15 protein-coding genes are annotated in these 13,191 nt (G+C 38.4%); 9 read left to right on the top strand and 6 right to left on the bottom strand.

From position 1 onward, the window contains the following. The first annotated feature begins 32 nt into the window (after window positions 1-32). Window positions 33-1,253 (top strand): BamA/TamA family outer membrane protein, encoded by a 1,221-nt coding sequence (locus NF867_RS13995; protein WP_252588727.1) that lies wholly within the window; start codon window positions 33-35, stop codon window positions 1,251-1,253. Window positions 1,254-1,255: 2 nt separating this feature from the next. On the opposite strand, the gene NF867_RS13990 is transcribed toward NF867_RS13995, so the two are convergent. From NF867_RS13990 to NF867_RS13975, 4 genes are all read right to left on the bottom strand, one after another. Then, window positions 1,256-2,074 carry a hypothetical protein gene (locus tag NF867_RS13990; RefSeq protein ID WP_252588725.1) on the bottom strand — a complete coding sequence of 273 codons (819 nt, stop codon included), beginning with the start codon at window positions 2,072-2,074 and terminating at the stop codon, window positions 1,256-1,258. Between the two features lie 148 nt (window positions 2,075-2,222). Then, window positions 2,223-2,501, bottom strand: a complete 279-nt coding sequence (locus NF867_RS13985; RefSeq protein WP_252588723.1) for a hypothetical protein — start codon at window positions 2,499-2,501, stop codon at window positions 2,223-2,225. A gap of 38 nt (window positions 2,502-2,539) precedes the next feature. After that, window positions 2,540-3,673: a carbon-nitrogen hydrolase family protein gene (locus tag NF867_RS13980; protein WP_252588721.1), complete on the bottom strand. Its 1,134-nt coding sequence runs from the start codon at window positions 3,671-3,673 to the stop codon at window positions 2,540-2,542. 70 nt (window positions 3,674-3,743) lie between these two features. Continuing rightward, the gene (locus NF867_RS13975) at window positions 3,744-4,706 is read right to left on the bottom strand and encodes a quinone oxidoreductase family protein (RefSeq protein WP_252588719.1); all 963 of its coding nucleotides are present in this window, start codon (window positions 4,704-4,706) and stop codon (window positions 3,744-3,746) included. 194 nt (window positions 4,707-4,900) lie between these two features. Here NF867_RS13975 and NF867_RS13970 point away from each other — a divergent pair, with 194 nt between their 5' ends. From NF867_RS13970 to NF867_RS13940, 7 genes are all read left to right on the top strand, one after another. Next, window positions 4,901-5,776, top strand: a complete 876-nt coding sequence (locus NF867_RS13970) for a carbon-nitrogen hydrolase (protein WP_252588762.1) — start codon at window positions 4,901-4,903, stop codon at window positions 5,774-5,776. Between the two features lie 100 nt (window positions 5,777-5,876). Next, the gene (locus NF867_RS13965) at window positions 5,877-6,230 is read left to right on the top strand and encodes a four helix bundle protein (RefSeq protein WP_252588717.1); all 354 of its coding nucleotides are present in this window, start codon (window positions 5,877-5,879) and stop codon (window positions 6,228-6,230) included. 60 nt (window positions 6,231-6,290) lie between these two features. Then, the gene (locus tag NF867_RS13960; protein WP_252588715.1) at window positions 6,291-7,337 is read left to right on the top strand and encodes an agmatine deiminase family protein; all 1,047 of its coding nucleotides are present in this window, start codon (window positions 6,291-6,293) and stop codon (window positions 7,335-7,337) included. 82 nt (window positions 7,338-7,419) lie between these two features. After that, entirely contained in the window at window positions 7,420-8,439 is a 1,020-nt protein-coding gene (locus NF867_RS13955; protein ID WP_252588713.1) for a bile acid:sodium symporter family protein, read from the top strand. Between the two features lie 90 nt (window positions 8,440-8,529). After that, complete coding sequence (locus tag NF867_RS13950; protein WP_252588711.1) at window positions 8,530-8,667, top strand: hypothetical protein; 138 nt, start codon at window positions 8,530-8,532, stop codon at window positions 8,665-8,667. A 61-nt stretch (window positions 8,668-8,728) separates the two neighbouring features. Continuing rightward, window positions 8,729-9,088, top strand: a complete 360-nt coding sequence (locus NF867_RS13945; RefSeq protein WP_252588709.1) for a bleomycin resistance protein — start codon at window positions 8,729-8,731, stop codon at window positions 9,086-9,088. Window positions 9,089-9,308: 220 nt separating this feature from the next. After that, window positions 9,309-11,210 (top strand): amidophosphoribosyltransferase, encoded by a 1,902-nt coding sequence (locus NF867_RS13940; RefSeq protein ID WP_252588707.1) that lies wholly within the window; start codon window positions 9,309-9,311, stop codon window positions 11,208-11,210. Window positions 11,211-11,310: 100 nt separating this feature from the next. Here the strand turns inward: NF867_RS13940 and NF867_RS13935 are convergent, their stop codons facing one another. Both NF867_RS13935 and NF867_RS13930 read right to left on the bottom strand, forming a co-directional pair. Beyond that, complete coding sequence (locus NF867_RS13935; RefSeq protein ID WP_252588705.1) at window positions 11,311-11,682, bottom strand: VOC family protein; 372 nt, start codon at window positions 11,680-11,682, stop codon at window positions 11,311-11,313. 214 nt (window positions 11,683-11,896) lie between these two features. Beyond that, entirely contained in the window at window positions 11,897-12,541 is a 645-nt protein-coding gene (locus NF867_RS13930) for a LysE family translocator (protein WP_252588703.1), read from the bottom strand. Between the two features lie 99 nt (window positions 12,542-12,640). On the opposite strand from NF867_RS13930, the gene NF867_RS13925 reads away from it, so the two are divergent. Next, a complete protein-coding gene (locus NF867_RS13925) occupies window positions 12,641-13,108 on the top strand; it encodes a deoxycytidylate deaminase (RefSeq protein WP_252588702.1) in 468 nt (155 codons plus the stop codon). Window positions 13,109-13,191 lie beyond the last annotated feature (83 nt).

The raw sequence follows: 13,191 nt of genomic DNA, 5'->3' as shown, positions 1-13,191 counted from the left end.
TTTAACTATCTTTGCGCCCAAAATTTAGCCTAATGAAGGCATTGCTCTGCTGTTTACTGTTTGCATTTTTATTTTTTAGCTCACCAGGCTATTCTCAATCAAGCGATTCTTCTAAAGTAGTTCAAAAAGATCTTTGGGATATTGTTTCTCCTAAAAAGGTGGAATCTATTGAAGATGAAGAAGCGCATAAAATCCAGAAAGGCTTGCTCCCTTATGCTTCTATCAATCCGGCAACGGGTGTTGAATTCGGTGTGTTTGGTAATTTGGCCGCTTATTTTGGTGATCATACTACCACCCGATTGTCGAATATGACCATGGGGGCTGCATATACAACCAAAAAGCAGTTCACAACCAATCTTCGAACCATCATTTTTACCAATAATGATAATTGGATTTTAGTGGGAGACGCGCGCTTTTATAAATATTCACAGTCAACTTACGGCTTGGGGTCTGCCAGTACTGGCAATGCAGAAGTGCCTCTAACTTTTAATATGATAAGATTCTATGAAACGGCCTTGCGAAAAATTTATAAGAGCCTGTATGCTGGGGGTGGAATTAATTACCAGCGACATTATTCAATTGGAGGATACACACCGGTAGACGTAACTGAAGGAGTCCCGGTTTCGTACGACGCTTACTCGCTTTATTGTTTTAATCATGATTTTAATCCCAATGAGTATACTTCGGCTGGGCTGAACTTATCAGCAGGGATTGATAGTCGGGACAATATTATTAATGCGTATAAGGGCATTTATTTCAGGACATCTTACTTTTTCTATGATAAAGTTTTGGGAGGATCGAGTAAATGGCAAAGCATAGGCACAGAGTTTAAAACTTATTTACCTCTCGCTAAAAAACATAACCAACGATTGGCCTTTTGGTACTATGGCAGCTTTTTAACCAATGGAAGAGCTCCATATATGGAATTGCCTTCTATTGGATGGGATACTTATGGGAATTCGGGTAGAGGTTATGTGCAGGGACGCTTCCGAGGAAGCTCAATGGTTTATGCCGAAACCGAATATAGATTAGATCTGTCAACCAACGGTTTGTTAGGTGCGGTTGCATTTTTAAATTGTTCCACTACGAGCAATGATGATACAGCAGAGCATTTGTTTAATACCATGAATCCGGCAGGAGGTTTAGGATTAAGAATTAAGTTGAATAAAATATCACGTACAAATATTTCAATCGACTATGGGATTGGGAAAAACTCCAATGGTTTTTACCTGAATGTTGGCGAAGCCTTTTAATGTTAGCGAGGCTTGGTAACAACTAGTTTGTACTTCAACTTATCCACTATAAACTGTTTCTCACTTTCTTTTAATGAATAAATATATAAAGTGTCGTAATTGCCAGAGATCCTCCAGGCAAATGGTTGCGATTTATCGTTAGCAGTCAGATAGATAATATTCCGTTCGAACTTAGCTCCATTTAAACAGTTTACAATACATACATTGAATTTTTCATAATCATCTAGTCCTGAAATCGTTCCATCGAATGTAAAACTGGTGATATTGCCGGTTGTATCGCGAGTATTAACATAGTTGTTTGCTACCGTATTTTCATTTACCGCCCAATCAAAAGTGCTTTCAAAGGAAGATGTACTATTCAGGTACTTTGCCTTGGCCTTTTCAAAAATGCAGTCAGGTCGAACTTTTCTTCGGTTCTCCTGGTCGGTGTTTTTTAAATTCAGTTGATCTGTGAATCTATCGTAAACGAAAATTAATGGGTCATTCGCTTGCGAATACACTAATAAAGTATCCGTTCCAATCACCTTTGCGGCAAATTTTTCCAATTTTTTCGTCCGATTTAATAACCAAACACTATCCTTACTATTTTCAGACAGCATCAATTCAAAAAAATGAGGTTGGGTAATAGAGCGATTATAATCCGAATTTCGCTTTGTATGCAATTCATCAAGATAGTCTTTGCACAACCAGTTTCCGTAGAAACGACTTAAAGGAGAATCGACGCTATCTGCAGTGCTAACGGTAGTTGATTGATCAGGACGGGCTTTACAGCCGAAAAGAAAAGAAAGCGTAAAGGTAATTAACAAGTACCTGGTCGTCATAAATTTAGAATGCCACTAAAATTACGAATCAAAAGGTTAAGATTGTATACTCAAATTGAAAATTATAGCCTTTTAAGAAATAAAAAGATTTAAATGAGGAGTAATAGGAGGGCGTAAAAAAAGCCGAATTGCTTCAGCTTCTTGTTTTTTATTCGGTTAAATTACCATAAACATTACCTATTTGCAGGTCCTCGTCAATTATTGTTTTCCATTTGGGAACAAATTCATTGGCGAAGAAAGGCGTTTCTGCTTTTATACAGGAAATCTCTATAAGATAGTCTTTCTTACGTTCCTGCAGTACAAAACGAGCCGTTTTATTGTCGTCATATTTAAACACTAAAATGTTCTCGCGCTCTGCAATGCATTCAGCATCATGTTTTCTGCAAAGCTTAAATACGATTTCTATATTTTCAATTACTTCTTGCATTTTATCTTTATCTAGCACGCAAAGATGCTTAAAATTTTTTACAGCCAGATATTCACGATGGAAGCTCCGTTTTTGTTCGAAGAGTTTCCTAGTGTGTCATTCTTTAAATAAATGGTACTTCCATCAGAACCAAGGTCCCAGAGTTTTCCTCTTAAGAAAACATTTATGCCATTTGAAATTCCTGCCCTTGCAGCCCGACCTCCCATACTGTATTTCAACCATGCATCGCGCTCAGTAATTTCATTTAAATCGTTTTTGTTGATATCGGATGGAGTGGCCCCTCCATTATAACCTTGCCAAATTGACGACCAGATATTGTTTGGAGCCGAATAGGATGGAATGGCGATCAAATCAGCTTTTTGTTGCTTTAACGTTTCATATACCTTAGGGTACCATGAGTCGGCACAAATGACCACACCTAACTTACCCGCATCAGTTTGAAAAACAGGAATGTTTTCGACCCGGCCTGAACAGGTAAATGCTTTTTCTTCATCAACTGGAAATGTTTTTTTTACCAAAGGCGATTTAAGCTCGCCGTTTGGTGTGAAGATGCCGCAGACGTTGTAGAGGCTTCCTTTTGTAATTCGAAGGTGTCCGTTATGTACTATTGGTTCCGGCAAAACAATTGATCCGCCTACAATAGTAACATTGTATTCTTTGGCCAGCTGAGAAAAACAACGTTCGTAAATTCCTGCCATTTCCTCTGATTTCATAGCAAATACAGCGTATTTGGCTTTGTCATTTGCTGGCGCCGAAAAATAGTTTTTGACAAAATTCAACGGATGCGTTAAAATAATAGTTGTCATTGCATCGGTAACTGTTGAAGCTGAGTATACCGACGATTTTTCATTGCTTGCTACCAGCCAGGTTCCGATGTATTCGGGGAATACAACAATGGTGTTGTCGGTTAGCCAATCTTTTTTTTGAGCTTCTTTTAAATATCCGGAAAGCTTATTATAAAAGGTTTTTTCGTTGGCATAATCGGATGGGTAAAGATAAGGCTGTATTCCCAATAGATTACCTTTTGAGGATTTTGTGCCCTTTTCTTCTGTTAAGGTAATTTCATCAGCCGAAGGGGTTTCTGATTTTACTCTTCCGCTTTGAGACCAAAGTTGGAAGCCAAAAATTAGCAGCACAATAAAGAGAGCAATCTTTGTAAATCTAAGCTTCATAAACGTTTAGCAGGTTTGCTATGCAATATAATTTTCAGTTAGAAAGCATGCAAACCTGCGCGAAAAAAAATTATGGAATGAGTAGGATTTTTCCAGTGCTCTTTCTGCTTTCGAGATATTGATGGGCTTTGGCTCCCTCGCTTAGCTTAAATCTGGCCGGTTCATCCAGTTTAATTGCGCCAGAATTGATCCATTCAAATAATTGTGCCGATCGTTTTATTCGCTCTTCTTTTGAAGTAAGATAGCTCCAAAGGTCACCACCTGTTAATGTTTTGGAGGTATCCATGAGCATACGTGGATCAACAGGTGCTGGATCGCCACCCGACATACCATAGAATACCACATGCCCTGTATCTCTTGTTGCCGCAAAACTATCTTGTAAAGTGGAACCTACTGAATCGTAAGCAACATCTGCTCCTTTGCCATTCGTAAGGGATAATATTTTCGTTTTCCAATCTTCAGTATATAAAACAACATCATTGCAGCCAGTCTTTTTAGCAATCTCGGTCTTTTCAATTGTTGAGGTAAGTCCAATTACTTTTGCTCCTTTTAACTTGCAAATTTGAGTAAGTAGTTGACCGACTCCGCCTGCTGCAGCATGAATCAAAACGGTTTCGTTTTCTTTTACCGAATGACTGTCGGTTGCCAGATAATGAGCCGTGAGCCCTTGTAATAATAGAGCAGCGGCGGTATCAAAACTAATGTAATCAGGAAGTGGAATGATATGGTTCTCGGGAACTTTCACCAGTTCGGCATTGGCGAAAGGTACATCGGCAAAGGCAACGCGATCACCAATTTTATAGACATCAGATCCATTGGCATTAACAATCACTCCGGCTCCTTCATATCCTGCAATAAAAGGGGGAGTGCCCTTTAAATGATAATTCCCTTTTCGTCGGTAAACATCGGCAAAGTTGAGGCCTATGGCCTTCATTTCTACCATTATTTCTCCCGGTTTACAAACTGGAGTCGGAACATCTCCATAATATAAAACTTCAGGGCCACCAAAGTGGTCGAAACATAATGCTTTCATTCAGTTGTTTTGAGGTGGAACATAAAAGATTGGAAATAGTTTTAGATCCGTCTTTTGTACGTGATTAGCAGTAATTTTCTGTCATCAGCTTTGCCACCGACTGCTTACTGCCTACTGGTGACTGCTTACCGAGTACTGCCGGTTGATCTATTTCTGTTCAAAAAATCGTACTTTTGCGGCAAATTTAAAACCTTATAAAAGTGGTAAAAGTAGGATTAGTTCAGATGTCGTGCGTAAAAGAGCCGGCCCTTAACCTTGAGAAGGCAATTACTAAAGTTCGTGAAGCCGCGGCTAAAGGAGCACAGATTGTTTGTTTGCAAGAACTCTTTACTTCATTATACTTCTGTGATGTAGAGGATTATGAGAACTTTAAATTAGCAGAACCTATCCCTGGTCCATCAACTGATGCTTTGCAAAAGGTTGCCGCTGAATTAGGTGTGGTAATCATTGCTTCATTGTTTGAAAAGCGTGCACAAGGCCTTTATCATAATACAACTGCTGTAATTGATGCTGATGGTTCTTATTTAGGGAAATACCGAAAAATGCATATTCCTGATGATCCTGCATACTATGAGAAGTTTTATTTCACCCCTGGAGATTTGGGTTATAAAACATTTAAAACCAAGTTTGCAAATATTGGCGTGTTAATCTGTTGGGATCAGTGGTATCCTGAAGCTGCCCGTATTACCGCATTAAAAGGTGCTGAAATTTTATTTTATCCAACTGCTATCGGATGGGCTACTTCACAAGATGAAGCAACCAATACCGAGCAATATAATGCATGGCAAACTATTCAGCGCTCGCATGCAGTAGCTAACGGGGTCCCTGTGGTGAGTGTTAACCGTGTAGGTTTTGAACAAGATGGATTGATGAAATTCTGGGGTGGTTCATTTGTAAGTAACCCTTTTGGTTCATTGCTTTACAAGGCTTCACACGAGGAAGAAGAAGTTGCCGTAGTAGATATCGACATGGCTAAAAGCGATAGCTATCGTACTCATTGGCCGTTCTTACGTGATCGTCGTATCGACAGTTATCAGCCTATTACAAAAAGATTTATTGACGAGGAATAATTTTGGGAAATAGTTGATGGTTTTATAGTTCATAGCATTCTTTAACGGAATATAAGCTCGTAGAAAATTGATATATTGGTTTTATAGCTAATAAAATCAAATGCCTTTTCGATTCGAAGAACTTAATATATGGCATAGAGCCATGGAACTAAACGACCAGATTTTTACACTCACAAAATCTTTTCCTAAAGAAGAAATATATGTTCTGACTTCGCAAATACGCAGGGCCTCGGATTCTATAGTTCTTAACATAGCAGAAGGATCTACAGGACAAACTAAGACGGTATTTAAACTTTTTCTTGGTTATTCATTGCGTTCTGCAATTGAAGTAGTGGGATGTCTTTTTATTGCTAAACGCAGGAAATATGTCGATGAAGAAAGGTTTCAGTTTCTTTATTCCGAATATGAAGTGCTTGTGAAAATGATAACATCAATGCGTAATTCTTTAAAGTAAATAATTTAATATATCATAGTTCATGCTACAAACCATGAACTATGAACTATGAACTAACTAATGACAAACCCTAACAATCCAATTCCTGCTGGCTATTATTTTCCTGCTGAGTGGGCTAAACATACTGCCACTTGGTTAAGCTGGCCTCATAAAGAAGCATCGTGGCCGGGTAAGCTGGATACCATTTATCCAGTGTACGCCCAGTTTATTAAAGTGGTTGCTGAAGGAGAACAGGTATGCATCAATGTAAATGATGAGCAGATGAAGTCATTCGCCATTGCCCAACTCGAAATGCAAGGTGTTGACCTTTCAAAAGTTTCTTTCTTTATGCATCCAACTAATGATGCATGGTGTCGCGATCATGGTCCTGCTTTTTTGATCAATCCAAAGGAGAAGAAAAAGATCATAGTTGATTGGGGATATAATGCCTGGGGTGATAAATATCCTCCTTATGAGCTGGATGATGTGATTCCAACAAGAATTGCTAAACATTATGATTTACCGGTTTACTATCCTGGAATTGTAATGGAAGGAGGCTCAGTTGATTTTAATGGTGCTGGAACTATCTTAACCACTTCAGCATGCCTTTTGAATAAAAATCGTAACCCACACTTAAACCAAGGGCAAATTGAAGAGTACCTGCGTAACTATTATGGTGCTGAACAAATATTGTGGTTAGGTGATGGTATTATTGGAGACGACACTGATGGCCATGTGGACGATATCACTCGTTTTGTAAATGAAGATACAGTAGTTACTGTTGTTGAGCATGATAAAAAGGACGAAAACTATGAGCCGCTAAAAGAGAATCTGGAATTGTTGAAAAAAATGCGATTGATCAACGATAAACAATTGAATATTATTGAGCTTCCTATGCCTGATGCGGTGATCTATGAAGATACTCGCCTACCTGCATCGTATGCTAATTTCTATATTGCTAATTCGGCGGTGGTAGTGCCAACGTATCGTTGTAAAAATGACGAGCTAGCACTAGATATTTTAACTCAATGCTTCCCTGATCGTAAGGTAATCGGACTTGATTCAACAGATATTATTTGGGGATTGGGTAGTTTCCATTGTTTGAGTCAACAAGAGCCGGCAGTTTAATTTTAAGACAATAGTCAATAGTCCATGGTCCATAGTCTGGGTTCCTCTATGGACTATCGACCATGGTCCATGGACTTTTTTAATGCAACGACAAGAACCATCACTCATACGACACTTTTTTAGTTTCCTGGCCAAGTTTGGCCTCGATGGCTTCATCCTTGGAATTTTAGGTGTAATCCTGTTAGCTTATTTCTTTCCGGGGCCGGGTGTTTATCATGGCACAGTTTCATTAAAATCATTTGCTACCTACGGTGCGTCATTAATCTTCTTCTTTTACGGACTAAAGTTGAATAAGGAAAAGTTGGTCACAGGCTTAAGCAACTGGCATCTGCATTTAATGGTTCAGCTTTCGACTTATTTTATTTTTCCGGTGGTGGTATTTGCAGTGTATAAACTGTTTGGCCCTGAAAATATGCCGATGTTGTGGGTCGGAGCCTTGTTCCTTTCTGCTATTCCCTCAACAGTTTCTTCGTCTGTGGTGATGGTTTCAATTGCTCATGGAAATATTCCGGCAGCAATTTTTAACGCCAGCATATCCAGTCTGATGGGGGTTTTTCTTACTCCGTTTTGGCTTCAGATCTTTTTCTCATCATCGGCTGGAACATTTGACGTTGGCGATGTGGTCATGAAATTAATAGTCCAGGTGCTGATTCCTGTCATACTGGGCTTATGGTTAAACCCTCGTTTTGGCCGCCTGGCGGAAAAGCACAAAGCACAACTTCGATATTTTGATCAATCGGTAATACTGATGATCGTTTACACCTCTTTCTGTGAATCGTTTGCCAACCACGTATTTGATGGCTATTCATTATCCGAATTGCTCTTGCTTGGTGCATTAATGATCGCTCTTTTCTTTGCCGTTTATTTCCTCATTTTGGCCTGTTCCCGTTTGCTCAATTTTAAACGCGATGATCGGATAACCGCACTTTTCTGTGGTTCTAAGAAATCGCTGGTCCATGGAACCGTTATGTCGAAAGTGATCTTTCCTAATAATCCTTCACTAGGGGTGATCCTGTTGCCGTTAATGCTGTATCACGCTATGCAGTTGGTCATTTGCAGCTTCATTGCTCAGCGAATGGCGAAGAAGCATTTTTCTGCTTAGGTATCTTTATATTCTGATTCGCTTCTTACGTTGTCCAAAGTTGGTTTAGGTGATATTTCCAATCATAGAAAGTAGCTGATAACATAAACCATGCGGAAATACATTTTTCTTATTCTTTTTATATCAGTTTTAAAGGTTAGCGCTCATGTTGATTTGCTTATAGGAACAGGTAATGTTTTAAAGGGTGGTACATTAAAGCTTAAAATGGTTTCTGAAATTGATAAATAATTCATTTTCTTTTATTGCTCAATCCTTGTGATATTTAGGAGTATAAAAACATGGTGAACTTATGTTAACATCGATCAATCCAAAACTACCCATGCGTAATAAGGCAATTACGAGGGATTACTATTTAAATAAATTGGAGTTTGTTGAGTTTGGGGCCGCCGATTTCGAGGGCTACCTGATGGTGCAAAAGGATCAGATTCAAATTCACTTTTTTGAATTTAAAGAATTGGATCCGGCCGAAAATTATGGACAATTGTACATCCGAACCAATGATATTGAGAGTTTGTACCAATGGCTATTGGAGAAAAAATTGGATATACATCCTAATGGGCGGTTACAAACAAAGCCTTGGGGGCAAAAAGAATTTTCGTTGCTCGATCCCGATAATAATCTACTCACCTTCGGGCAAAGTATGGATTAACCAATCAGTTATGAAGGTGACGGGGTTGCGATAGGATTGTAATCGTGTAAATTTTATACTGTTTGGATAGTTGTTGATTATCAGTTTGTTAGCCGTAAAACAATTTACATGGAAATGATATTATTATAAATATTCAAATTGGCTATTTGCTAAAAGTTTGAATAAAATATTAGTAGCTTTGCGGCTTCAAAAAAGGACTTAGTCCGAAGGATACTTTTTCATGAGTGATGCGATTAAACACGAGTGCGGTATAGCACTCATCCGATTACGTAAACCTTTAAGTTATTATCAGGAAAAATACGGAACGGCGCTATACGGTTTAAACAAGCTGTATTTAATGATGGAAAAACAGGTAAACCGTGGACAAGACGGGGCCGGTATTGCAACCATCAAATTAGATATCGAACCTGGAAATCGATACATTAGCCGCCAACGCTCTACTTCTTCAAGAGCCGTAACCGAAATCTTCGAATATGTTTTAGGTAAATATGCCGACCTTCATAGAAAAAATCCTGAACTTCTTCATGATGCACAATGGCTGAAAGAGCATATGCCTTTTATGGGCGAAGTGCTGTTGGGGCATCTGCGTTATGGAACCCACGGTCAAAACAGTATTGAGAACTGCCATCCGTTTTTACGCCAGAATAACTGGCAAACACGTAACCTGGTAGTTGCTGGTAACTTCAACATGACCAATGTTGAAGAGCTTTTAGCACAGCTATATGAATTGGGTCAGCATCCTAAAGAAAGAGCTGATACAGTTACCGTGCTTGAGAAAATCGGTCATTTTTTAGATGATGAGAATCAAACCTTGTTTGATAAATTTAAAAGAGATGGTTACTCGAATGTTGAAATTTCAAAGCTTATCGCTGATCATTTAGATGTTAATAAAATATTAACACGTTCAGCAAAAACCTGGGATGGTGGATATGCTATTTGTGGATTAATGGGCCATGGTGATGCGTTTGTAATGCGTGATCCATCTGGTATTCGTCCGGCATTTAAATACATTGATGATGAAGTAATTGTAGTGGCTTCTGAACGACCAGCCATTCAAACTGCTTTTAATATTCCTGTAGAATCGATTTCTGAAGTAAAACCTGGTCACGCTTTAATCATTAAAAAAGACGGAAGCTATTCGCAGGAAATGTTCCGCGAACCACTTGAGCGTAAATCGTGTTCATTCGAACGTATTTATTTTTCAAGAGGAAGCGATACAAGTATTTATCAGGAACGTAAAAAACTTGGTAAGCTACTAATTCCGGCTATTATCGACTCGGTAAATAAAGATCTTCAAAATACAGTATTTTCATTTATACCAAATACCGCTGAAGTTGCATTTTACGGAATGGTGGAAGGTGTTCATGATTATATCCGTTGCCAGCAAAAAGATTTGCTGAAAAATGCTGATCAGCTTACAGATGAAAAGATCGATCAGATTTTGAAGCTGAAACCTCGGGTTGAAAAACTGGCTATTAAAGATGCCAAACTTCGTACATTCATTACCCAAGATTCTGATCGTAATGACCTGGTAAACCATGTTTATGATGTTACTTATGGTGTTATCCAGAAAGGCATTGATAATTTGGTAGCCATTGACGATTCAATTGTTAGAGGAACCACACTTAAGCAAAGTGTCATCCGTATACTCGATCGACTTGGACCTAAAAAGATCGTTATTGTTTCGTCAGCTCCTCAAATTCGTTATCCTGATTGCTATGGTATTGACATGAGCCGTATGGGTGAATTTGTGGCTTTTCAGGCTGCAATTTCGTTGCTTAAGAAAGCAGGAAAAGAGCAATTGATCAAAGATGTTTACGATAAATGTAAAGCGCAGGAGAAACTTCCGAAAGAAGAAGTTAAAAACTTTGTAAAGGAAATTTATGAGCCTTTTACCGATGATGAAATTTCGAAAGAAATATCAAGAATCGTAACTCCTGAAGGTATTAATGCTGAAGTAGAAGTAATATTCCAAACCTTGGATAATTTACATAAAGCTTGTCCTAATGATTCAGGTGATTGGTATTTCTCCGGTGATTATCCAACTCCGGGAGGTAATAAAGTGGTAAACAAAGCCTTTATTAACTTTATGGAAGGCAGAAACCAACGTGCTTATGCATAATTAACATAATGTTGTTAACTTAATAACTTACAAAGGGACGAATAGAAATATTCGTCCCTTCGTTTTTACGTTCCTATTTATCGAGATAAAATGGGTGGGTTTAATGATGAGAATGCAAACCAATTTTATTCCCTTCAGAATCTATAATAAATGCGTAATAACCATACTCCGGGTTGATGATTGTTTTTGGTGTTTCAATTTTGCCGCCAACTTCAGGTATTTTGTTTAACACTTCCGACATGTCATCGCCACAATTCAAATAAATGTATACACCCGTTGGTCCCGGATGATGATTTTTCCCGGACACAATGGCTCCGCTTACGCTTCCTGCTTCGCTCGGGAAAAAGCCCATTCTGTCAGTACCCATGAGCATTTCAACCATATCAAATGCTAAAATATGCGAATAAAACTTCTTCGCTCGTTCAAAATCCGAAACAGGAATTTCAAACCAGTTAATGGCGTGTGTAGTCATAGTGTAGGATTTTAGTAAGCTAAGTTACTGAAAAATAGGTAATTGTAGTGTAAGATAGGAGGAGGGATTGGTGATTTCGGATTTTAGATTTATGATTAAATAGAAATTCAAAGCAGAAAGTACAAGATTATGATTTGTTGATTATGATTATCAACCAGTAAGAACTTCTATGCCGATTCTAAATCTAACTTCGTACTTCTAAAATCCAACTTCTTTAAACGTGCTTTAAAATAACAGGAATCAGCAATCGGAAAATGGCGTAGCCAGCAATAATGGTTCCTGCCACACGATTAAGCCAAAGTATATGTCGCTCGCTGATTTTACTCCGGTATTTGCTTACAAAGTATGATTTGAAAATATCGGAGGTAAGGATGGTCAATGAAGTAGCTACCAGAAAAAAGGCTAGCAATTCTGATGGTTCAAAATGTGAATGAATATCACGAGCCTGAAAAGTTTCTTTCGCCTTTGTAGAAATGGTGATCCAATAAAACAGCATCATTGGATTAAGCATGCACATTAAAAAGCCTTTGAAAAAGTAAGCGGTATTTTTCAGCACTTTGGTAGGTTCGTAAACTATTTTTACTTTTTTAAAGATATAAAAGCCACCAATACCTGTTAAAAACAAGCCACCAACAATATAAATTATTTGTCGGTATTGCTCTTCAAATCCAATCAATAAGCTGAAAACTACAGCTAAAAGTATGTAAATAATATCGCTTAAAAATACGCCAAATGCAAAATAAACGCCTGATTTAAAGCCTTTACTGATGCTTATTTTAAGTAATGAAAAAAAGGTCGGGCCTGTAAGTAAAGAGAGTACTAATCCAACAAGAATTCCCGCAATAATGGCCAAAAGCATCCGAAAGTTTCCAAAAGGTTTCGGTAAAAATCTTACTTCTAGCTTAAAAACCCAAATTATTTGTGTTTATTTTGAACTTTAATCAGAACAAAGCAATAAATGAAGCGACCAGCGTTTGACGATATTTTCATGCATTTGGCTATTGAACTGGCAGAACGGTCACATTGTGTGAAAGCACATGTGGGAGCAGTACTGGCAAAAGATACCCGTATTATTTCAATTGGTTATAATGGCCCTCCTGCCGGAACGCATAATTGCGACGAAGAGTGGCCGGAGCACGGTTGCGCAAGAGATTCGAAAGGAAGCTGTTCATTGGCATTACATGCCGAAGAAAACGCCATTTTGTATGCTGTAAAAAATGGCGCCTCGTTAGAAGGGTCTTCACTATATATTACCTTATCTCCGTGTTTGCCTTGCGCCCGAATTATTTTTACCTCAGGAATTAAAAAGGTTCATTATTTGAAATCATATGCAGAGTATAAAGGGTTGCCAAGCGATGAAGGTGTTGACTTTTTACGGAAGTTTGGAGTAGAGGTTGCTAAGTATGAACCGGTGGGCACTCTCTAGTAGGCAGTATTCAGTCTCCAGTCATTAGTCTTCAGTCTAGTCTCCATTAGGCAGTCTCCAATTCACAGTCTCCAGTTCGAAAT

The organism is Solitalea agri (assembly GCF_023914155.1).
Classification (GTDB): Bacteria; Bacteroidota; Bacteroidia; order Sphingobacteriales; family Sphingobacteriaceae; genus Solitalea; species Solitalea agri.
The sequence above is the reverse complement of the archived record's forward strand: the minus strand, read 5'-3'. Positions and strand labels throughout refer to the sequence as shown.

What these genes read in the sequence shown, in the direction of transcription:
- NF867_RS13935 (WP_252588705.1), bottom strand. Translation starts at nt 11,682, where the DNA reads ATGACTACACACGCCATTAACTGGTTTGAAATTCCTGTTTCGGATTTT.
- NF867_RS13960 (WP_252588715.1), top strand. Translation starts at nt 6,291, where the DNA reads ATGACAAACCCTAACAATCCAATTCCTGCTGGCTATTATTTTCCTGCT.
- NF867_RS13945 (WP_252588709.1), top strand. Translation starts at nt 8,729, where the DNA reads ATGTTAACATCGATCAATCCAAAACTACCCATGCGTAATAAGGCAATT.
- NF867_RS13990 (WP_252588725.1), bottom strand. Translation starts at nt 2,074, where the DNA reads ATGACGACCAGGTACTTGTTAATTACCTTTACGCTTTCTTTTCTTTTC.
- NF867_RS13975 (WP_252588719.1), bottom strand. Translation starts at nt 4,706, where the DNA reads ATGAAAGCATTATGTTTCGACCACTTTGGTGGCCCTGAAGTTTTATAT.
- NF867_RS13985 (WP_252588723.1), bottom strand. Translation starts at nt 2,501, where the DNA reads ATGCAAGAAGTAATTGAAAATATAGAAATCGTATTTAAGCTTTGCAGA.
- NF867_RS13965 (WP_252588717.1), top strand. Translation starts at nt 5,877, where the DNA reads ATGCCTTTTCGATTCGAAGAACTTAATATATGGCATAGAGCCATGGAA.
- NF867_RS13950 (WP_252588711.1), top strand. Translation starts at nt 8,530, where the DNA reads ATGCGGAAATACATTTTTCTTATTCTTTTTATATCAGTTTTAAAGGTT.
- NF867_RS13980 (WP_252588721.1), bottom strand. Translation starts at nt 3,673, where the DNA reads ATGAAGCTTAGATTTACAAAGATTGCTCTCTTTATTGTGCTGCTAATT.
- NF867_RS13955 (WP_252588713.1), top strand. Translation starts at nt 7,420, where the DNA reads ATGCAACGACAAGAACCATCACTCATACGACACTTTTTTAGTTTCCTG.
- NF867_RS13925 (WP_252588702.1), top strand. Translation starts at nt 12,641, where the DNA reads ATGAAGCGACCAGCGTTTGACGATATTTTCATGCATTTGGCTATTGAA.
- NF867_RS13995 (WP_252588727.1), top strand. Translation starts at nt 33, where the DNA reads ATGAAGGCATTGCTCTGCTGTTTACTGTTTGCATTTTTATTTTTTAGC.
- NF867_RS13940 (WP_252588707.1), top strand. Translation starts at nt 9,309, where the DNA reads ATGAGTGATGCGATTAAACACGAGTGCGGTATAGCACTCATCCGATTA.
- NF867_RS13930 (WP_252588703.1), bottom strand. Translation starts at nt 12,541, where the DNA reads ATGCTTTTGGCCATTATTGCGGGAATTCTTGTTGGATTAGTACTCTCT.